The 22,763-nt window shown below is 47.1% G+C and carries 14 protein-coding genes; 8 read left to right on the forward strand and 6 right to left on the reverse strand.

The genetic code is table 11. The features are described 5' to 3' along the window. Positions 1 to 4 precede the first annotated feature (4 nt). The 8 genes from BQ7997_RS15360 to cysK all read left to right on the forward strand — a co-directional run bounded on the left by BQ7997_RS15360 (position 5) and on the right by cysK (position 10,320). Complete coding sequence (locus tag BQ7997_RS15360; RefSeq protein ID WP_044655818.1) at positions 5 to 1,723, forward strand: RagB/SusD family nutrient uptake outer membrane protein; 1,719 nt, start codon at positions 5 to 7, stop codon at positions 1,721 to 1,723. Between the two features lie 15 nt (positions 1,724 to 1,738). Further along, a complete protein-coding gene (locus BQ7997_RS15365; protein ID WP_022137447.1) occupies positions 1,739 to 2,119 on the forward strand; it encodes a hypothetical protein in 381 nt (126 codons plus the stop codon). 8 nt (positions 2,120 to 2,127) lie between these two features. Continuing rightward, a complete protein-coding gene (locus BQ7997_RS15370) occupies positions 2,128 to 3,108 on the forward strand; it encodes a DUF4466 family protein (protein WP_022137446.1) in 981 nt (326 codons plus the stop codon). 6 nt (positions 3,109 to 3,114) lie between these two features. Beyond that, entirely contained in the window at positions 3,115 to 4,881 is a 1,767-nt protein-coding gene (locus tag BQ7997_RS15375; RefSeq protein WP_073347113.1) for a hypothetical protein, read from the forward strand. Between the two features lie 13 nt (positions 4,882 to 4,894). Next, on the forward strand, positions 4,895 to 6,772 hold the full coding sequence (locus tag BQ7997_RS15380) for a heparinase II/III domain-containing protein (RefSeq protein WP_073347114.1): 1,878 nt from the start codon (positions 4,895 to 4,897) through the stop codon (positions 6,770 to 6,772). Positions 6,773 to 6,793: 21 nt separating this feature from the next. Further along, complete coding sequence (locus BQ7997_RS15385; RefSeq protein WP_073347115.1) at positions 6,794 to 7,966, forward strand: alginate lyase family protein; 1,173 nt, start codon at positions 6,794 to 6,796, stop codon at positions 7,964 to 7,966. A gap of 22 nt (positions 7,967 to 7,988) precedes the next feature. Next, positions 7,989 to 9,230: a glycoside hydrolase family 88 protein gene (locus BQ7997_RS15390; protein WP_073347463.1), complete on the forward strand. Its 1,242-nt coding sequence runs from the start codon at positions 7,989 to 7,991 to the stop codon at positions 9,228 to 9,230. A 142-nt stretch (positions 9,231 to 9,372) separates the two neighbouring features. Continuing rightward, on the forward strand, positions 9,373 to 10,320 hold the full coding sequence (gene cysK, locus BQ7997_RS15395) for a cysteine synthase A (protein WP_044654537.1): 948 nt from the start codon (positions 9,373 to 9,375) through the stop codon (positions 10,318 to 10,320). 142 nt (positions 10,321 to 10,462) lie between these two features. Here the strand turns inward: cysK and BQ7997_RS15400 are convergent, their stop codons facing one another. Genes BQ7997_RS15400 through BQ7997_RS15425 form a run of 6 tightly spaced genes read right to left on the reverse strand, consistent with a single transcriptional unit; the run spans position 10,463 to position 22,107 of the window. Beyond that, positions 10,463 to 12,868, reverse strand: a complete 2,406-nt coding sequence (locus BQ7997_RS15400; RefSeq protein ID WP_073347116.1) for a glycoside hydrolase family 3 N-terminal domain-containing protein — start codon at positions 12,866 to 12,868, stop codon at positions 10,463 to 10,465. 8 nt (positions 12,869 to 12,876) lie between these two features. Beyond that, positions 12,877 to 15,189 carry a glycoside hydrolase family 3 N-terminal domain-containing protein gene (locus BQ7997_RS15405; RefSeq protein WP_073347117.1) on the reverse strand — a complete coding sequence of 771 codons (2,313 nt, stop codon included), beginning with the start codon at positions 15,187 to 15,189 and terminating at the stop codon, positions 12,877 to 12,879. Positions 15,190 to 15,208: 19 nt separating this feature from the next. Continuing rightward, positions 15,209 to 16,846 (reverse strand): cellulase family glycosylhydrolase, encoded by a 1,638-nt coding sequence (locus BQ7997_RS15410; protein ID WP_073347118.1) that lies wholly within the window; start codon positions 16,844 to 16,846, stop codon positions 15,209 to 15,211. Positions 16,847 to 16,867: 21 nt separating this feature from the next. After that, positions 16,868 to 17,257 carry a hypothetical protein gene (locus BQ7997_RS15415; RefSeq protein ID WP_073347119.1) on the reverse strand — a complete coding sequence of 130 codons (390 nt, stop codon included), beginning with the start codon at positions 17,255 to 17,257 and terminating at the stop codon, positions 16,868 to 16,870. A gap of 34 nt (positions 17,258 to 17,291) precedes the next feature. Continuing rightward, positions 17,292 to 18,914 carry a SusD/RagB family nutrient-binding outer membrane lipoprotein gene (locus BQ7997_RS15420; protein WP_073347120.1) on the reverse strand — a complete coding sequence of 541 codons (1,623 nt, stop codon included), beginning with the start codon at positions 18,912 to 18,914 and terminating at the stop codon, positions 17,292 to 17,294. Positions 18,915 to 18,927: 13 nt separating this feature from the next. Then, positions 18,928 to 22,107, reverse strand: coding sequence for a SusC/RagA family TonB-linked outer membrane protein (locus tag BQ7997_RS15425; protein WP_073347121.1), 3,180 nt, complete (start codon positions 22,105 to 22,107; stop codon positions 18,928 to 18,930). Between the last annotated feature and the right edge of the window lie 656 nt (positions 22,108 to 22,763).

Here is a 22,763-nt window from a genome sequence, read left to right on the forward strand (position 1 = left end):
TAATATGAAAAGACATATCAATAGTATATTATTACTGGTCGTTTTATTAGTGCAGGCTAGTTGCATTAATAATTTGCTTGACTATCCGGCTACAACAAAAATTAGTGCGGACACTTTTTGGGAAACGACCGAAGATGCGGAGAAAGGGGTGAACGCTGTTTATAACGCAATGAGGAATGCATTCGGACTGTTTTATAGGCTGGATTGTTATCCTAATGCAGACCTCGTTTATTTTCAGAATGCGAACAGCCAGTCGATAACTTCCGATTATTGGAATAAGTGTTATGCTTCTATCAACAGGGCAAATAATGCCATTATGCAGCTACGCAGGATGCAGTCGGAAGCGGTTACGGAAAAAGACCTGAACCTGCTGAAACGGTACGAGGGAGAGGTACGATTTATCAGGGCTCTTCATTATGCGCTTATGATTGACTTATATGGGGATGTCCAGTATCTGGATCATGTACCCACGCAGGAAGAAGCGTATAGCATTGCAAGAACACCGATTACCCAAGTCAGGGATTTTATAATGGATGACTATGATTATGCCATATCAGTGCTTCCCGATTCTTATGAATCGAGTGACGACCAGGGGCGGGCAACTAAAGTGGCGGCTTATGCATTCAAAGGTAAATTGGAATTGTTTTGGGCTTGCTGGAAGAAAAACGGACGTCCTGAAGTGGATAACTTCCAGCAAAGTGAGTCGGAAGCGAAAGAATATTATGAGAAAGCCATCGGTAATTTTAAAGAGGTGATGAAACCTGCCTATAATCTCCAACTGTTTAAGGACGGTGCTCCCGGAGAATATGTAAATCCGAACTATCTCCAACTCTTTACACTGGAAAATGAAAAATGCTCGGAAGTCATTTTCTCCATCCAGTATGGCGGGCCTAATATCGGGCAAGGTGAAGAATTCGTCAAAATCTTCGGAAACCGGAGCGTCCTGAATGGATGGGCAAATATGCAACCGACAAATTACTTGGTAAACTTGTATCAAAGTACTAAAACCGGTGATTATGTCGAACCGGTCATTCTGAATAAGAACCAAAACTTGACCAATGGTTCAGCGAACCCTAAAACATACGATGGGCGTGACTACCGCATGCGTAGTACTATCGTTTGGAACGGACAGAAAATGCGTACCATCACTCCCGATGGAATGACGATTGGGGACAGCGTGCCTTTTATGTTCGGTAATAAGAATGGCTATCTGGACTATAATGATAGCAGGACGGGATATATGTTTCGCAAATTCGTGAGACAATATGCCGGCTATTCCAGGTCTAACGGCCCGCAGGATTTCTATCTGATGCGCTTGCCGGATGTCTGGCTGATGTATTGCGAAGCGATGAACGAGCTTTACGGGCCATCGGACGAACTGTTCAATCTGGTTGATAAGATTAGGGGAAGAGGAAAACTTCCGGCTTTGAACCGTGAAAAATTCAAGACTAAGGAGACATTCTTTGATGCTATCAAGCAGGAGAGAGCCGTTGAGTTTGTGGCCGAAGGGCAGCGTTTCTTTGACCTGCGGAGATGGCGTCTTGCGGAAAAGGTATGGGACTATCCGAACGGAAGGGAATTGCGCAGCACATTGAATGACTTTATTCAAGACCAATATAAGAACGCGACAGACCGTACATTCCCCAGGTATTATATCTATAATATCCCTGAGGATGAGCGTGTGTTGAATCCTAATCTGACTCAGAATAAACCATGGTTATAATTAAAATATAGAGAAATGAAAACACATATCATATCAATTGTAAAGGTGTTATTCCTGACCGTTGTCCTGGGAGCTTGCGATACCGACGAAGAAGTGTATCAGGTGACAGACCGGGCAGATGCTTACATAAGTTCTGTACAGTTATACACGGCTGACAACCGCAATGTCGCTACGCAGGTGAACATTGACGACGCGAACGGGATTATCAATGTGGAAGTCAAGAACGGAGTGAACCGGGCTCACCTGAAACCTCGTTGCTCTCTGGCTCCCGAAGCGACCGTCACTCCTAAAATGGGAGTATGGACTGACTTCAGCGTACCGGTGAAATATACTGTTATCTCCGGAAGCGGGGAGGTTTATAAGGAATATAAGATTATTGTTGTTGAAAAGGAATAAAGAAAGATATGAAAAAGATAAGTTGGTTTTCGCTGTATTTACTGCTCTATGCTGTTGCAGTAGCGTTCTGTTCGTCTTGTTCTGATGATGAGAGTCCTTTGAGAAATGACCTTTTACGGAAAGATGTAGGACCGGTTCTGGTAGGAAATACATTGGAATTTGCCTACGCAATAGGTTCTACGGATGGCACTCCGATAAAAGCAGTGGAGGTTACAGCGTCTTTCCCGGGTGCCGAAGGAACCGGGATTGCCATAAATAGCAGATACACCAATCCGGATAACGGTGAAGAAGAGGAAGTGCGTATTGCTACGGAGACAAGCACGGAAGGAACTGTTTCCAAAGCCTATATTGTTGATACGGTTGCTGCGACTATACGTTATTTCTATGTTGTGCCCGAAGTTGCCCGGGGCAGTAAGATAAAATTCCATTTCCGCAGTATTACCGGAACAGGTGAAGCTACTGTCCAGTCTCCTGAATATACAGTGAGCAATGTGGAAATCTTTAAGAATCTGTCATTGTCGTCCGGAGAAAGAAGTTGTTTCTCTTTGGAGACGATGCAGTCTTACTCCGTGGCTCAAGTAGAAGAAATGGGTATTGCCGGCAAGATTGATTTTATCTATACTTACAAGCCGACAATGGGTTCCGGATGGTCGTTTGCCCACGGGCTGGTATCTCCGTCCAATGAAAAAGGGTATTTGTATCCTGTTGAAATCCCGTCGGGAGCAGCCAACCGCACGTTGATGGAGAAAAGGTATTGGCCTGACGGTCAACTGAAGACCAGCGGAGTGCCTACTATCTATGTCGATGAGATAGATTTGCGCCAGGCTGCATTGGACGGAGTGACCGCACATGCTTACGAGTTAGGACAAGACCAGGGAGTCTTGATAAAAAGTCATGACGGGAAGTATATCGCCTATTTGTATATCAACGAGACAAGTAGTAATCTGAAACGTATGAGTTTTGCGATAAAGCGTTTAACTTTAAAATAGTCTGATATGAAAAACTATATAAAAAATATCTATCTGTTAATCATCTTTCTCTTTGCTGCAGTAGCTTGTAGTGATAATGACGATGTGATAAAGAAAGATGAGCTCGGAGAGGTGATACCGCCGGTAGTGGTTGAGCCTGTAACTGTACTGGATGAGCAATTTGATGATAAGAATAATTATCTGACATCGGGTGGCCAGCCGTTTCCCGCTTCTTTTTCCAACGGTTATTTTGAAAGAACTATATCCGACGAGGTTATTCAGGATTTGAATCTGAAAGTGTTTTTGGCACAGTGTCGTCTGGAACCGGATGCTCCCGGCGTTTCAGTGAATGGCAGTACGACCTCGGACGGACGTATTCTGTTGGATGCCAATACCGGAGCCATAGAGACGGGATTGTTGGGCAGTGTTTCGAAAATCTCACTGGTAGCCGCCAATGGTTCTGTCGATAACACAGGTACAAAAGTCGTGCTGATGATTAAGGCAAAAGGTGGAAACTGGGAAGTCTACGCAACAAGCCCGCTCCTTTCCGGCACAAATGCTTGTGAATGGGTATTGGATAAGAAAATTATGAAATATCCGATTTACGTGAAGATTGTTGCGGATGGGGCAACCTCTTCCACCGCTTTGGCAATCTATGATTTTAAGCTGGAAGGGACTTTATGCGAATCTCCTGTTGAGCCGGGGCCGTCACCTGAAAACACCTTGTTCAATGAAGGGTTCTATAATGACGGTGAAGGTATAAAGATCTTTAAGGCTAGCGACGGTTCGGTTTTCCCCGGAGGAAACTGGAATACCAAAGAGGGCTATTTCGAAAGGATCATAGGCGAACAGGTATTGAAAGTGCGGCTGCACGGATGCCGTATTGATTATACGGAGAATCGTATTTCCATTTATGGAGAGAATACCTCTAAGGGGCGTTTGCAGATAGGGACAGGCGGAGGATATATTGAATTCCCCGTGTTGGGTTCAGTAAGTAAAATCTCTTTGGCTCTTTCTGCCGGAACTGCCGGAGATGTAGCTACCCGTGCCTTGATACAGTATCGGGATAAAGGAACCAGCGATTGGAAAGACCTTGCCATGAGTGAGGATGTTACGGCAAATTCACCTGTAAAATGGGAATTGAATGATGTTTCCGCCAATCCGGTAGCTATTCGTATTATGCAAGACCCTGCTATTACCAAGGGAAATTCATTGGCTATCTATGATTTGGTGATAGAAGGAGCAACAGACTTGTTGCCGGAAGAAGCAGTCGATGTGACGTTGATGGATGAACGGTTTAGGGAACTGAATTTGTATAAGGTAACTGAAACAGGAGCGGATCCGGACCGGAATACTTTCTACGAAGAGTTGTATTTTGACCGTGAAGTGGAAGGAAGAAACATACGTACCAAGATTTATCAGGGACGTGTGCAGAGTACTACGCGTCCCCCTGCGAATGCAAACGGTGCGACACAAGGGCGCCTGTTGTTGAAGAACTTTGCTGAAGGCGGCGCTTTGGAAACACCGATTTTTGGTAGAGTCAAGTCAATAGTGGCGAAGATTACTGCAGGTGATACTGAGCGGAAAAGTAAAGCCGTACTTCAAATAAAAGGCGTAGGCGATGACAAATGGAAGGATTATGCCGTTAGTGACGAGGTAGATGAAGTAACGGTCTTATCATGGGAGTTGGAAAATATCTCGGACGAGCCTGTTGCATTACGGATTATACAACATCCTGATTATACTCACAATATGGGTATCTATAATCTCACGATAGAAGGAACACTTTATTAATCGGATATACAATATGAGAACAATCAAATTTCTATTATTATACATACTTCTATCCCTCTGTGGGGGGATAGAAGCCAGTGCCCAATTGAAGCATTTGGATAAGGCGGCAGATTTCGGAGAGCATCCCCGGTTATTGCTGTTCGACAGTGATATTCAGCAAATAAAAGGTAATATTGAAAAGAATCAGCTATGGAAAAAGATAGATGATGTGATTCAGTCGGAATCCCGGAAACTGTTTGAAGTCGATGCTGTGAAGCGGATAAAGACAGGGCGCAGGCTTTTGGCAGTCTCGCGCGAAGCTTTGCGACGGATTTTCTATCTCTCTTATTCCTACCGCATCACTTCGGACGAGCAGTTTAAAGCAAGGGCGGAAAAGGAGATGCTTGCCATTGCTGATTTTGAAGACTGGAACCCTTCCCACTTTTTAGATGTGGCGGAAATGACCCTGGCTATGGCAATTGGTTACGACTGGCTATACCATGATTTGTCGGAGTCGTCGAGGACTAAAATCAAAGATGCCATTATCAAGAAAGGGATAGACACTTCTTTCAGTACAGACAATAATAGTTGGCTTTCTTCCGGTCATAACTGGAATCAAGTGTGCAACGCCGGAATGGCGTATGGTGCTATAGCGGTTTACGAAGACATGCCGGAGATTGCAAAAGTAGTTGTGGACAGGGCTGTTTCCTCTATTGCCTTGCCGATGAAAGGATATGCGCCGGACGGTGCTTATCCTGAAGGATTTACCTACTGGTCTTACGGCACCAGTTTCAATGTACTCTTCCTGTCTGCTGTCGAAAAGCTCTTTCATACGGACTTCGGACTGTCTTCAATGGAAGGTTTCCTGCCTTCCGCTTATTTCATAGAGAATATGATTACTCCTTCAAAGGAGAGCTTCAATTATGGTGACAGTGGCGATGCCACCTCTTTGAATCCTACCCTTTTCTGGTTTGCGGACAAGATGCATGATTCGACTGTTTTGTGGAGCCAGTACCACTATCTCACAAAAAAGAAAGGCAGCTCATTCGCTAAGAACAGAATCCTGCCGGCATTGATGATATGGGGAAAGAATATCGACTTGGAACATATTCTTCCGCCGTCTCGCAACTTATGGGTTGGACAGGGCGTGACTCCGGTAGGCTCTATGAGAACTTCCTGGACTGACCCTGATGCCATATTTGTAGGGCTTAAGACCGGACGTGCCGGAGCCAACCATTCCCATATGGATATAGGTTCATTCATTATGGAAGCGGACGGCGTACGTTGGGCGATTGACCTCGGGCCGCAGGACTATACATCTTTGGAAACCGTAGGAATTGACTTGTGGAACAGAAAGCAGCACTCACAGAGATGGGATGTTTACCGGTACAACAATTTCTCGCACAACACATTGGCGTTTGACCATAAGAAGCAGAATGTGAACGGTTATATCCGTATTGACAGTTACGGAGACTCTGCCGGCTTCATGCATCTTGTTTCAGACTTGTCGAATGCCTATAAGAGTCAGGTGAAATCGTGCAACAGAGGAATTGCCGTTGTTGATAATCGTTTTGTCGTAGTGCAGGATGAAATCGAAACACTGGACAAACCGACGGAACTGACCTGGACGATGGTTACCAGAGCCGCTGTCAGAAAACTCAATGATTGTACTTTGGAACTAACCGAGAAAGGTAAGAAAATGATATTTAAAGTAGAGTCCAATCAGAAGATAAAGTTGAGAAGTGTTCCTGCCAAGTCTTCCAACTCCTATGATGAACCTAATGACGGAGTAACTTTGATTGGTTTTGAAACTTCGATTCCTGCCTTGGCACAAGCCAGATATTGCGTGAAACTGATTCCCCGGAATACAAAAGCGAAGTATAAAATAACTCCGTTGAAAGAGTGGAAGTAAACTATTAAAATATACTTGAATATGAATAAGATTATTAGATATTGGGCATTTCTATTATTGCTTTTCGCAGCGGTAAGTTGTGATTCATCCGATGATATGAAGGATATTATCATTTCTCCGAAAGAGGAAGTGAAGCCGCAAGTGGTCAAGGTTTTCTCGCATCCGGGCATCCTGTTCACCTATGAGGATATGGCAAGGATAAAGAAACAGGCTTTTTATTATGCAAAACCCTGGAAACTGGGTTATGAACTGCTGAAAGGCGATGCGAACGTAAATTATGTGGTACAGGGACCTTATGCGGAAGTGGAAAGGACGGAAGGGGTGAACAGTACTGCTGCGGGAGCGATGAGCGGTGATTCGCAGATGGCATACCACTGTGCTTTGATGTGGGTTATCACGGAAGAACAGCGTTATGCAGACAAGGCGATTGAGATATTGAATGCCTGGTCGGGCACATTGAAGGCTTTCACCGGCGGAGATGATATGTTGATGTCGGCATGGTATGGTTTCAATCTGATAAATGCAGCCGAAATACTTCGTTATACGGAGGCAGGATGGAAAGAAGAAGATATAGCGCGGGCGGAAAAGATGTTTAAAGATGTCTTTTACGAGCTGATTAAAGACTGGAAACGCGGACGTGCAGGAAACTGGGATACTGCGATTACCAAAATGCATCTGGCAGTCGGCGTATTTTTGGATGATAAGGAGATTTTCGACAGGGCGATAACTTTCTATACTTCAACAACCGAAGGCAGCAACGGTACATTGCAGAATAACATCTATGAAACCGGACAGAATTTTGAAAGTGGCAGGGATCAGACACATGCCCAATACGGAATAGGCGGACTGGCAGAATCCTGTGAAGTGGCATGGAAGCAGGGGCTTGATTTGTATGGAAGCATGGACAACCGCTTGTTGAAAGGTTTTGAATATATGGCGAAATACAATCTGGGCAATGACGATGTCCCTTTCCAGGGAAATGTGTACGGAAGTTCTATCTCGGCTACGGACAGGGGAAAACTCCAACCTATCTATGAGATGGTGTACAATCATTATTATAACAGGAAAGGTCTTCCGGAATCGGAACTGGAATATACCCGCCAAGTGGTGGAGAAAGTACGCGGGCAAGGTGGTGAGAGCTGGAACGCGCAATGTCTGGGATTAGGAACGCTTTTGTTTAACGAAAGTGAGTAGGAATATAATGACAGGAATGAAAATGAGAAATAGCAGATTCGCTTTTTATAGCTTGATATTGCTTTTACTGGCGGGTTGTACGGGTACAGATAGTAAAAAGCAATTTATCGGGGAAAATATGAACTATGCATGTGAACAAACCCGCTATATGCTGGAGTCTTTGGGTGATACGAACGGGCGGTATCCCAGGAGTACGAAAAAAGACGGCAGTTTGTCTACGACGGATATTTACGGATGGACAAGCGGCTTTTTTCCGGGCACTTTGTGGTTCTTATACGAGTTCACCAATGATAGCTGTTGGAAAGAGAAGGCAGTGGAATGGACATTGCCTCTTGAACCGAACCGAACTAATACGAAAGACCATGATGTCGGTTTTATGATGTACAACAGCTTTGGCAAAGGCTTTGCCTTGACAAAGAATGAGAGTTACAGGGACATTCTGGTACAGACGGCGAATTCATTGATGACGCGGTATAATCCGAACGTCCATTCCATTCAGTCATGGGAAGGGGGCAAATCGCATCATGACACGATAATCTGGCAATTTCCTGTGATTATTGACAATATGATGAATCTTGAGTTGCTCTTTTGGGCAGCCAGGGAAACCGGGGACAAAAAGTATTATGATGTGGCTGTCACACATGCCAACACGACTATCAAGAATCATCTCCGTGAGGATTTCAGTTGTTACCATGTAGTCGATTATGACACCATAACGGGCGAAGTCAGGGACCGTGCCACTGCCCAGGGATATGCCGACAATTCGGCTTGGGCGAGAGGGCAGGCATGGGGAATCTATGGTTTTACAATGGTATATAGGGAAACCGGAGACTCAAAGTATTTGTCCGTTGCACAGAAGATGGCTGATTTCTTCTTGCATAACCCGTCCTTGCCGGAAGACAAGGTTCCTTTGTGGGATTTTAATGCGGGACAAGACGGATATACAAAGAAATGGAAATTTGATGAGACAAGGATAGGCTATATTCCAAGGGATGCCTCTGCTGCCGCTATTGCCGCCTCTGCCCTTTTTGAGCTATATCAATATACGAAGAATCCGGAATATTATGATTCGGCTGTTACGATGATTCATAGTTTGGCGTCAGAGCAGTACAGGGCAGTACCGGGGAGTAATGCAGGTTTTTTATTAATGCATTCTACGGGTAGTCTGCCGCATGGAAAAGAGATAGATGTTCCTTTGGTCTATGCCGATTATTACTTCTTGGAAGCTTTACTGCGTTATCAGAAAATCGGTAAAGAATCTTAGAAAATAAGAAGATTTAGGTATAACCGGCTTTTCACTCAGACAGATGTGGTATGAAATTACCACATCTGTGGTATTTTCCCTGAACAGAATCCGTCCTATCTTTGTACTATATTAAAACAGAGGAAATTAAAAACAGATATATATGGAAAAGATAGCAAGAAAATTGACGGATTTGGTAGGTAATACCCCGTTGTTGGAACTCAGCAATTATAATAAGAGTAATGGTCTGAAGGCTCGCCTGGTAGTGAAGCTCGAATACTTCAATCCGGCGGGGAGTGTAAAAGACCGTGTGGCGTTGGCAATGATTGAAGATGCCGAAGTAAAAGGTGTTTTGCAGCCGGGAGCTACCATTATCGAGCCTACCAGTGGGAATACCGGGGTAGGGTTGGCTTTCGTAGCTGCCGCCAAGGGATATAAGCTGATATTGACTATGCCCGACACAATGAGTGTCGAACGGCGTAATCTTCTCAAGGCTTTGGGGGCGGAACTGGTTCTGACGCCCGGTGCGGACGGAATGAAAGGAGCCATAGCCAAAGCGGAAGAGTTGAAAGCAGCCACTCCGGGGTCTGTTATCTTGCAGCAGTTTGAGAATCCTGCTAACCCCGCCACGCATTTACGCACAACCGGCCTGGAAATATGGAGAGATACCGAGGGGAAAGTCGATATCTTTGTGGCCGGAGTAGGTACTGGCGGGACAGTTAGCGGTGTAGGCGAAGCACTGAAGATGCGCGACCCGAGTATAAAAATAGTGGCGGTGGAACCATCCGATTCTCCGGTACTGTCCGGTGGAAAGCCCGGTTCGCACAAGATTCAGGGAATCGGCGCCGGTTTTGTTCCGAAGAATTATAAGGTTTCCATTGTGGATGAAGTCATCCAGGTACAGAATGATGACGCTATTCGCACGAGCCGTGAGTTGGCAAAGCAGGAAGGTTTGTTAGTGGGCATCTCTTCGGGAGCTGCCGTATATGCTGCTGCAGAACTTGCGAAGCGTCCCGAAAATGAAGGGAAGATGATTGTGGCATTATTGCCAGATACGGGAGAACGTTATTTGTCTACCATCTTGTATGCTTTTGAGGAATATCCCTTGTAAGGCAAATATTGGCGAAAAAGATATATAGGAAAATAGGAATAAATAGAGAGAAATGAAGAGTGGGGAAGCCTGAACCGGATTGGTTCGGTGCTTCCCCACTCTTCATTGTAAACAGGTTTGGATTTATCGGATTTTTGGGGCTTTACTGAACTTCAAAACTTCCTTTTAACCGGGCATCCTGCGAAGAAGCCCCCACCATCACCGAGAAACTTCCCGGTTCTACGGTGAACTGGTTATTCTTGTCCCACAATCCTAAATCTTGCGGGGTAAGGGTGAAATGAACCGTCTGTTCTTCTCCCGGTTGCAGATGAATGCGTTCAAAGCCACGCAGTACCTTGTCATAGGTAGTCACACTGCTGAAATCATCCCGGATATAAAGCTGAACCACTTCATCTCCCGCTCTTTTTCCCGTATTCTTTACGGTACACGAAACAGTGATGTTTTCCTGCGGCCCGATGACAGGCTTCGAGATTTTCAAGTCTGAATAACCGAAAGTAGTATAACTCAACCCATATCCGAAAGGATAAAGCATACCATCGACACGTACTCTACCTTTAGAGTCCGAACCCGGCTTGAACGGGAAGGCAAAAGGAACTTGCCCTACGGATTTCGGGAAAGTGACAGCAAGGCGACCGCCCGGATTATAATCTCCGAAAAGAACTTTGGCAATGGCATCTCCCATAAACTCACCGGGGAACCAGGCATGAACGATTGCAGGAATATACTTGTTTGCCCAGTTGATAGTAGCCGCTCTTCCGTCCACCATTACCAGTACGACAGGTTTCCCCGTAGCGTATACAGCTTCCAGTAGTTGCTGCTGACGTCCGCATAAATCGAGGTTAGTACGTGAGAACTCTTCACGGACAGTCTTTTCATTTCCGCCTAACACAAGGATAGCTACATCCGAGTTTTTAGCCAGTTCTACCGCTTCATCAATCATAGCCTGCTCCTGTGCATCCAACGGAACATTGTACAATTCACTTTCCGGGAAATACTTATCAATAATATCGCACCCCTTCGCATAGCGTACTTCCGAACCGGGCAGATACTCCTTGATTCCCTGATATACCGTCTTGATAGGCGCATGGGCAGGGCCATATCTGCAAGTCAGTTCCTTCACTTCTTCCGCATTCGGGCCGATAACGGCTATCTTGCTGAGGCTTTTTGATAACGGCAGCATATCCTTATCGTTCTTCAGCAGCACGATAGACTCCAAGGCGGCTCTCATGGAAACATTCTGGTGGGCGGCACTGTGTACCACCATTTCCGGGCGACGGTCATCACCGGGATACGGATTGTCGAAAAGTCCCATCATAAACTTGACACGGAGAATTTCACCGACACGCTGGTCGAGCGTATGCAAAGACACTTTACCTTCACTGATAGCACGGCGCAACGGAAGGATAAAATCCTGTGGCGGAGTGAAGTTCGTACGGATATTCAGTCCCGCGTTTACTACTTGTGCCGCCATTTCCTCTTCGGTAGGGGTGATACGATGCTTCGTGTGCAGGAACTCCACCGCTTCACTGTCCGAAACGACATATCCTTTGAATCCCCATTGCTGGCGCAGGATTTCCGTAAGGAAATGATAACTGCCGGACACCGGTTCGCCGTCATAGTCGTTGTATGAACTCATGACACCCAATGCGCCCGCTTCCTGGATACCTTTGCGGAAAGGTTCCAAATATAAAGTTTTCATTTCGCGCGGAGCCACGTGCGGGTCGGTACGTGTACCACCGTCACGTCCGCCAACCGGAATACTGTACACGGCAAAATGCTTGGGAGTGGCAACGATTCCTTCACCTTGCAGACCGAGAATCATTTGTTTGCCCAACTCACCCACCAGATAAGGGTCTTCCCCGTAACTCTCCACGACACGTCCCCAGCGAGGGTCTTGCGCAATGTCCAGAATCGGAGAATAAATATTCGTGTATCCGAGCGCTTTCGCCTCATCTGCAGTGACTTTCGCTATTTCCCGGATAAGCTTTTTGTTCCACGTGGCACCTTGCCCGCATTGAGCCGGGAACATCGTTGCGCGGTCATGACATAATCCGCGTATTCCCTCATTCGTAAAATCGACAGGAATACCCAGCCGCGTCTGTTCTACGAACCAACGCTGAACAGCATGACGGTTCTTCACGCTATTAGCATACGGATAAGAAATTTCGGAACCGAACTTACCCAGTCCGTTTGCCTGCTCGTCAATATTCCCGATACCGTCTTTCCAGATTTCCTGTGACCATCCGGCGGTAGGCCAGGCATCTTTCAACACCCGTCCCGAACCGTACAGAGTAGCCATCTGGCAAGTCTTCTCTTCCAGCGTCATCTGCGAAAGCAAATCCGCGATACGGGCTTCGATGGGAGCGGCAGGGTCTTCATATACATCCTTTACTCCGTTCTTGTTAAAGTCAATCCAAGTCTTTTTGTACATGTCCTTTGCGTTGCCCGCAGGCTTGTTACCGGCAAGGCTGTTACTAGCAAGGCTACTGCCGGCAAAAAGGCTGCCGGCAGATAAGAACAAGGTGAGTCCACATAGTAATTTCTTCATATCTATCTCTATTTCACTGTAAGTATAACGCTTTGCAGGTCGGTATCCCTTGAAGAAGCTCCCACCATAATCTTGAAAGTCCCTTTCTCTACACCATAGTGCATATCAGCGTCATAGTACGACAGCATTTCGGGAGTAAGAGTAAACGAAACCTGTTTCGTTTCCCCCGCCTTCAAAGGTATGCGGGCAAAGTCTTTCAACTCCTTCACAGGGCGGGTAGCCGAACTATATTCGTCACGGATATAAAGCTGTACAGTCTCTTCACCGTCCATCTTTCCGGTATTCGTGACGTCTATGGTTACTTCCACGCTTTTGTCGGGAGTGATTGCCGCTTCAGACAGTTTGAGATTATCATATTTGTACGTCGTATAACTCAAACCGTAACCAAACTCGTACAAAGGTAATGAATTTCCTGTTGCATACGGAAACCAATGGTTGGTAAATTTATGATTGTACATACATTGAATCTGTCCCGTGCTTCTTGGAATAGTAATCGGCAGTTTGCCGCTCGGGTTCACCTTTCCGTAGAGAATCTCCGCCAATGCCTGTCCGCCTGCCACTCCCGGCTCCCATGCTTCGATGATGCAAGGCATATTTTCGGCAATCCATTCGGCAGTCAGCGGGCGGCCGTTGACAAGTATCACCACCGTAGGAACACCCGTAGCCGCTACGGCTTCCACCAATTCCTGCTGACGTCCCGGCAAAGAAAGCTCATAACGGTCGCTGTTCTCTCCGCAAGTCTTCTCGTTCCAGTGGTAACGCATGGAGTTTTCTCCTACCACAAGAATTGCCAAGTCAGAGTTGCGTGCCCGTTGCACTGCATCCTTAATCTGGCTGTCGGACAATAAACGGACATTCCAGCCCAAGTCGAGGAAGTTGTAAGCCGTTTCGGGACTGATAGCTTTCAGGCCTTCCAACACAGTAGTGACATGCTCTTCCGGTTGCTCCATAGCCCAGTCTCCCAGGATAGACTGATTGTCCGCATTATGTCCGGTGACGAATACTTTCTTGTATTTAGAGGCTTCCAACGGCAGCATATTACCCTCATTCTTCAGCAGGACGATGGACTTCCGTGCCCCTTCCAATGCCGTTTTCTGATGTTCCGCGTTGAATACGGTTTCATCTTTCTTCTTCAAGTCGACAAACGGATTCTCGAACAGTCCGAGTCTGAACTTGGCTTCCAGTATTTTGGATACAGCGGCATCTACCTGCTTTTCGGAGATGCTTCCTTCATGTACACACTCGATGATGGCTTCGTAGAACTCCGGCCCGTGCATATGCATCCCCATTCCCGCGTCTACGCTTATTCGGTATGCGTCTTTCAGCGTCTCTGCCACGCTGTGATAGTCGTGCATACGCTCAATGTCCATCCAGTCGCTGACTACGAACCCGTCAAACTTCCACTGGTTGCGCAGCACTTCCGTCATCAGATATTTGCTTCCGTGACAAGGAATCCCGTTCAACTCATTATGAGCCGTCATTACCGTAAACACCCCTGCTTCCAGGCAATCCTTGAAAGGTGGAAAAAATATCTCTTGCAGCGTTCTTTCCGACAATTCGGCAGGCGCACCGTTGATTCCGTTGGCAGGCTGGCTGCCGCCTACAAGATGTTTTGCGCAAGCGATAACCTTATCATCGCCCGTAAAGTCTTTCGTCTGGAATCCGCGTACGGTAGCCGCTCCCATCTGTCCAACCAGATAAGGGTCTTCCCCGAATGTCTCACCCACACGTCCCCAACGGGCGTCACGGGCAACTTCCACGTTCGGGGTGAACGTCCAGTGCATGCCGCTTGCCCGCATTTCGACAGCCGTCTCACGAGACATCCGTTCAATGAGCGCAGGGTCGAACGTGGCGGCCTGTCCGATAGGAGTGGGGTAAATGGTTGAACCACAATACAGACCGTTTCCGTGAATGGCGTCAATACCAATCAGGAGTGGAATTTTCAGACGGCTCTGCTGTGCCAGTGATTGCAGATAGTTGGCCTCTTCCGCTTTCACGACGTGCAGGAACGAGCCAATCATTCCTTTCTTTGTCATCTCCTCTACATCCGAAGAGTGCAGTCCGGGATAAAATCCCTGCGAATGGCTGTGCTTCAAGTCCTCGGCGGACATGTCCTTTTCTGCCTTCTTCATGTGCTCCAATCCTACGTATTGGCACATTTGGGCTACTTTCTCTTCCAATGTCATTTGAGACATTAAGGCGGATACACGCTCAGATACAGGTAAATCGGGATTGGTGTAGTCTTTATCCCCACTCTGGCAGGATGCTGCGGAAAGTCCCATCATGCAACTAATTCCCATTGTTATAAATATGTTACGCATAAAAAATAGTGGTGTTGTGTCATTTGGTTAATAAATTGAGAACTTCCTGGTCGGTCACTTCCCCTTTGCTGTTGCAGAAACCGAATCCCGCCTTGTATTCCCAGTAAGAATAAGCAATATTATTATCGCGGAAGATAGAGATAACGTCCTGCAACCAGTCTATTTTATCCGCTCTCGGTGTCTTGTTGTAACAGCCGAACTCTCCGCAATGCAACTGCAATCCATATTTGCCGGCCTGGTTCATAGCCTTGCGCACCAGCGATTCGAGGACAGCCCGATTATACGTGCCCATATACGGGTCGACAATTTTCTTGTCGTCATCCGATAACTGGGCGTACTCTTCCTGTGCAATCAGTTCGCCCGGATAATGAATCGCTACGTTCAAGTTCTTCATGTCCGTCCATTCCGCCTTGTAATGCGTGAAAAGATGCGGGTTGTAGAAGTGGAAGCTCAGGATAATGTTCGGGTCATTGGCAGGAACAGTCAGTTCGCCGAAGGTATTCACTCCCTGCCATTTGTTGGAGCCGATGACAAGTTTGCGTTCCGGCTCCGTCAGGCGGAGTTCTCTAATCAACTGTGCCGACAGGGAATTCCACTGGGAAGAGTAGGGGGCTACCGGTTCGTTCAGCAGTTCGTAAGCTACCAGGTCGTTCGGATAGTCCTTCAGTTCGTCTGCCAGCGATTTCCATAGGTCGAGATACTTATATTGGGCGTCCTTATCCGTCCAAAGCTTGGGAACGGAAGAGGTGCTTTCGGGAGTCAGTTCCATATTGTCACCTGTCGGGCTGTCTGAAAGGAAGACATCATCAATATACAGCACACCTTCTGTATTGTCCGGTCGAAGGGTAATCTTTGTACAGATGCCATCCATTTTGCCTTGAAGTTCGACGGCTATTTCTTCCCATTTGTTAGCTTCCTGGTTTGCGTAGCCGGTATAGTAGTCCTTATTGTTCTGGTCTGTCAGAACCACGGTCATGGTGCTTACCTTATCTTTGCGGAACTTCATCCGCAAGTATTTGAACTGAGTCTTTCCGGGGCCGATTGGCAGTTCAAAGCCGCCCTTTTGTCCCGCAGGCCAGTCAAAACCGGAGTTTTGCTTGTTGATATAGAGTACTTTGTCACTAGAATTAACAGCATCCTTTTCCGGGTTGTCGACAACCTGAACCGTTACGCTGGAACCTTGAGTAGAGTACCAGTAGGAAGTCGCTCCATTCTCGAATGTGTCGAAGAAGCTTTTGATTGGCTCACCGCTTTCGTTGTTGTTGAAGTGATGCGACCGTAAGATATGCATATCCACAATCACTTTCATGTTTGCCTTCTCACACCATTTGATAGCGTTGTGCAGCAGTTCGAAGGCTTCCGGAATCTTTTGCCCGTCTTCGGTGAACAGTTGTTCCTCGTCTGCCGGCAGGCGGATATGGTCGAAGCCGAATCCCGCCAGTTGTTGTACTTCCGCTTCCGTGAAATAGTTTTTCCGTTCTTCGCCGCGGACGTCGCTTTGCGACAGCCAGTTGCTGATATTGACCCCTTTACTGATGGCAAAGGGAATATAACTTTGCGGTTCACCGCCGCCGTTGGCTGTTTCTTCTTTCTCGGAACAGGATGCTATCAGGCATGCAAACAGAGAGGCCAGATAGATTATAAGTCTTTTTTTCATACAATTCTTACTTTTAATGGTTTATTCTGCTTCTTCCGTTGGTTCGGTCACTTCGATAGTGGCTTCACGGCTGGTTTCCTTGGTCGGTGTCTTGACAATCAGTTCGAGATGGAAAGTACCGATGGTTGAAGGTACGTATGTCCATCCCACACCTTTGTGGACTTCTCTTCCGTCCAGATACCATGTGCCTTCGCATAGTTCGGCAGGCGTGTATTGTACGTTGATATTGAGTACCTGATTCAGCGGGATACTGAATTTCCCCAGTGTGCCGTCTTCCTGCTTGTCCGGCCAGCGTCCCAATATGCGCGGATATTCGTCAGTGGTCAGTACCGGAGTGTCTATATCATCACTGCAACCGCTTATGGCAAACAGTGATACCAGTAATGTGCATATAAATAGAATTCTTTTCATAATCGTTTTACTTTTTATTGTTGCTTATCAGGTTTTATTTGTCCCACCATACCGGTGAGTTCCAGTCATCTTTGCCGCCCATCGCCTGTATGGCGGATTGATAGCCTTCGGGATTGTACGAACTCTCGAACAGCGGATAGCAGAGACGCAGCGGCGTAGTCTGCGAATCAATCGTCACTGCTCCGTAGTGGGGCGAAGGAAGCAGTACGGGAATGTCCGTTCTTCTCCAGTTGGCATATCCTTCGGGGATATTGTTGAAGTGCAGAATCCACAGTTGGGTGTTGATGGCGGTAAGTTGCGCGTCCAGTCCGCCGGCGGGGAGTGAGTTGGCCTGCAAGTAGGTGTCGATAGCCTGTTCGTCAAAAGCCTTCGCTCCGAACTTCTCAAGAAAGTGGATGGCGGCACGTACACCGTTCTCATAGTGTGCGGAAGCATCTGCTCCGGTTGTGATTTCACCTGCCCAACGGGCTTTGGCTTCTGCCAGCAATAGCTCGACTTCCGCGTATGTCATGATAACTCCGGGCATATCGCCTTTCAGGAAAATATTGTTGAGTTGCGGACGGGTAGCTTTATCCTGCCATTTGTTGGTCAGTTGGCTCCAGTAACCTTGCGGCCATGTGCCGTTGCTATACCAGAAGTATCCGGGGTTGCACGGTTGGAATTGGGCTGCTTCCGTAGCAATCATTTCTTCTGTCAAGTCTACGCGTCCGAATGGATTGTTGGCCGAACTTTCGTCATAGCAACGTCCGAATACGAACTGCCGCGGGTCGGAAGTGGTGTCCAGTTGTTTCCAGAAGGTGCTGCAAATATAAGCAGTAGGATACGCTTCGCGTCCCCGCCACATTTGGGCAAGCCCGTTTCTGCGGTATTCATCGGATGCCCAGTCAACGATGTCGGTGTAGGCAATCAGAGCATCGTCGGCAGCGGATTGCATCAATCCGGCTTCTTGGGAAATGGCTTTGATAACTTCCTGTTTGGCAAGTTCCGGTTCCGCGTTCACGATACGCATGGCATAGCGAAGGTGCAGGGAGTTGGCGAAACGTTTCCATTTGTCAATATTGCCTTGATAGATAATGTCCCCCGTCACTTTGTCGCCATCGGCAGTCAGGGCTTCCGCCGCTTCGCCGAGTTCTTTCAGGAAGTCCTTGTATATCAGTTCCTGTTTGTCGTAGGCGGGCTTTACATTGCCGTCGATAAAGCCTTTTCCGGCTTCAAAGTAAGGGCAGTCGCCGTACATATCCGTCAGTATGGAGAAGAGATATACCCTGTAAATACGGGCTACGGAGTGGATGTTGACCTCTTTTTCATTGTCTTTGGTCTTATCCAGAATGTCGACAATATTCTTGATGAGCGCCGGATACATCAGATTCCATGTATTCCCCATTTCCGCGTCATTTTTGCGATACTGTCCGCCGTAGTTTGTGGTATTCCAGTCGCCTTGCATATATTGTGCGAAGGCGGCGAGGTAGAAAGGATACGGTTGACACATCTGCCAGTGTCCGCATGTTTGCAACTGAATCATGGAAAGTTGATGATTCGGGTCGGTAGACGAAGACTTGGAAGGGTCTGTATTCAGTTCCTCGAAGTCGGTGCAGGCTCCCAGCAGAAGGCTGCATATACATAGGATACCGAAAGTTATTTTATAGATTGTTTTCATGATTGCTTACTTATTAGAATTTTACGTTAACGTTGAAACCATAACTTCTTCTGGATGGCAGCGAGCCGTATTCCAGTCCCATGCCCGAACCGTTGTTGTAGTTGGAATCAGGGTCGATATTCGGCACGTTCTTGTAGATGATGAACGGGTTGCGCGCCACGAACGATACGGATACGGCATCGAATACTTTACTTACCCACCTTTTGGGTAAACGGTAAGCCAGTGTGATTTCGCGTACCTTTACGTAAGAGTTGTCGTAGATGAACGGAACCGGAGTCTGGTCGGCTATGTGTTTCCAATATACTTCGGGGTCTACGAATTTCTTGTTTTCCACAAAACTTCCGTCCGGCATCTCTACGACTCCGTCTACGAGATAACCGCCCGTCGCTTCCCATTTGGCTTCCGTCACTCCGGCTTGCAGACGTTTTTCTTCCGATTCGTACCAGCCGTCACGTCCCGCGAGGGTTGCCTTGTCCTTTCCGGTCATGTAGGAAGAGCGGGAAGACATGGAGTAAACGTCTGCTCCTACCTTGATGTCGAAGATGGCGGACAGGGAGATGTCACGGTAAGTCAGGTTGGTGGTGATACCGCCTGTCCATTCCCATGTGGCGTTACCCAGTACCCGCAGGTCTTCCGTCACTTTCGGGAGTCCCGTGGTGGCGTCTACGATAATTTGTCCGGCATCGTTTCTCAAGAAGTCTTTTCCGAGGATAGAACCGTAGTTCTGGCCTTCTACGGCAGCTACTTTCACGTTAATCCAGCGTGCCGATTCCAATTCAAATTCCTTAATGCCTGAAGCCAGTCTTTTTACCTTATTGCTGTTCTTTGAGAAGTTGATGTTCAAGTCCCACGAGAAATCCTTGGTCTGTATGGGGCGTGTGTTCAATGCGATTTCTATACCCTTGTTTTCTATTTCTCCGGCATTAATCAGCATGGAGTTGTAACCGGAAGTTCCGGTAGTGTTCAGACGCATGATTTGGTTGCTGCTCTTTTGGGTATAGTAGGTGAAGTCCAGTCCGATACGGTTTTTCAGGAATTTCAGTTCCAGTCCCACTTCGGCGGAGTTGGTCTTGGTCGGTCTGAGGTCTTTGTTCGGGATGGTGGTATTGGCAATCTGTGACAATGCATAGCCCGCATAGTTCTTGGGAGACAGTTCGTAGGACAATCCCAGTTGGTAAGGGTCGGTGTCGCTACCTACCTGTGCCCATGAAACTCTGACCTTACCGTAAGGAAGTATCGTCGGATTGATTTTGAAGAATTCGGAGAACAGGAAACTTCCTGATACCGACGGGTACAGATAGGTGTTGTTTCCCGAAGGCAAGGTAGACGAATGGTCGCCGCGCAGCGTTGCGTCAAGGTAGACGAAGTTACCGTAGGCGAGGTTGACAGAACCGTAGAGCGAGTTAATCTGTTTGCGATAGGTTCCTTCGGTGATTTCCTTGCTTGTGAAACTTTGCAGGGCGATTACGTCACGCATCACCATCTCTTTGGCAGTCACAATCTGGGTTTTGTTGTCTACTTTATAGATGTTTCCGCCGATGGTTACTCCGTAGTCGAACTTCTTGTAGCTGTTGTTGTAGATAGCCAGTGCTTCTACGTTGTACATCCGGTTCTTGAAGTCGCTGATTTGCAACTGTCCCTGTTCAAATCCCGGTGAGGACGGGGCGGCATAGTCCTCGAAGTTCATGAAGTTGATGTCCGCGCCGCCGGTCACCTGAATCTTGAAGTGCTCGTTGACATTGTAGCGTACCAGTGCCGAACCCATGAATTTGTCCTTTCCCGATTCGTTCGTCATTTCGTTGAGCACCCAGTAAGGGTTAAGGTTCCATACGTCGCGTCCGTTCCAGTCGTAGTAGTTGCCGTCGGCGTCCTTGTAGTTGTCGCGCAGCCATTTCTGGTCGTAGGTTGTTGCCAGCGACATCAGGTTCTTCGCAGGATTGGCGCGGTGGTCGGACAGGGCGGGGCGGTTCTTTACGTCCTCGCGGGTGTAGGTCACTTTGAAATCAAGGTCTACCTTTTTGTTTATCGTGGTGTTGGCACGCAGGTTCAGAGTGTTGCGGCTCATCTTTGTATTGGGAAGAATGTCCTTGTTACGCATATCCGTGTAAGTGGCGCGGATACCCGTATCGTCTTTCACCGTGCTGACAACGATTGTATTCGTCGTAGTCATACCGGTTCTGAAGAAACCGTCGATATTATTGGGAATGACTACATACGGGCGGGTCACTCCGTCGAAATAAGTCAGATTCAGTCCCGGGTCTATTTTAGGCCCCCAGTTCTTGTTGGACGAATATTGGTCGTCCGTACCGTTGATGCGTCCGCCGGTTCCCTGGCCATATACATACTGTACATCGTCCCATTTCGTCAACTGCTTCTCGAAAGTGGTAGTGCTGTTCAGCTCTACCGCGAATTTCTTCTTGGTATTTGCTTTCTTCGTAGTGATAAGAATCACACCGTGAGATGCGCGGCTACCATACAGTGCCGAGGCTGCCGGCCCTTTCAACACGGACATGCTTTCAATATCGTCCGGATTGATGCTTGAAATACCGTCTCCCAAGTCATAACCGCCATAAGTGCCTGCACTTCCGTAATTGGAATTATCCAAAGGCACTCCGTCCACTACATAAAGCGGCTGATTGTTTCCCGTCATTTCCGTGCTACCGCGAACGATGACGCGGGACGAACCGGAAGGCCCGCCGGCAGTCTGGCTGATAACCAGTCCCGGAATCTTACCTGCCAGTGAGTTGATGACATTCGTCTCCTTGGCTTTTTCCAGTTCTTCGCCTTTCACTTCACCGATGGAGTAACCGAGCGCTTTCCTTTCGCGCTTGATACCCAATGCGGTAACCACTACTTCGTCGATGATTTTGCTATCTTCTTTCAAGACGATTTTAAGGTTGGATTGTCCTTTTACCTGTACTTCCTCGGAGCGGTAACCTACATAACTTACTATTAATGTAGCGCTTTTGGAAGCATCAATACTGAACTGACCGTTGAAATCGGTGATGACTCCCTGCGTAGTACCTTTGACGGCAATACTGGCTCCTATCAGAGGTTCGCCTTGCTCATCCGTAACTGTACCTTTCACTTTGGAAGTCTGCTGTACAACTTGGTGGGTTACTTCGTCTTCCGCGTATCCATATATAGGTATGAATAGCAACAGACAGAGAATTAGGGTTAACTGCTTTTTCATCTTAATTATGATATTAGATTGTTGATTTACGTCGCAAATATAGGACGTAACCCCCTCTAGCCAGGTTTGAAAGCTATCGGAATAGGTTGAAAAACTATCGGAATTGCGTTTTCCCACCCTTTTTGTGCTGCAAGTATAGTGAAAATGGTGGAATAAACAGCGGAAACCGGGAGAATGTGATATGTTATTTCAGGTGTTAAGGCAGTAATTCTATTTAGATTTATACCCTTTCGAGGATAATGGCTTTCTTGAAAGTGCAGATTATACCCTATCGGTAGCATTAGAGGTACTTGTTTGGGGTATCTTTTATGTTTGTTGTATTCTAATGTGGGTTCTCTGGCTATGATGTATAGGGAAACTTAAGCTATGAAGTAGGAATGAATCTGTTATCTCCCCGTTGTTCATACGTTAAGTCACCGATATCATTCATTTGTCACGGCCGTGGTTACTTCTTACCACGGCCGTGACGAGAACTCTTCATGGCTGTGACGAATAGTTACCACGGCCGTGGTAAACTAACTATATCGGTGACTTAATGTAAGAATAAAGGCGGGATAATGGAAGTATAGCGGTAGTATATCCTATGTTTCGTAGGGACTTTGGGTGATACAACCCTTAGGGTAACTTTTACTATCAGGGTGCTAATATGACTTGCT

The sequence above is a fragment of the Bacteroides congonensis genome, from assembly GCF_900130125.1.
Taxonomy (GTDB): Bacteria; Bacteroidota; Bacteroidia; order Bacteroidales; family Bacteroidaceae; genus Bacteroides; species Bacteroides congonensis.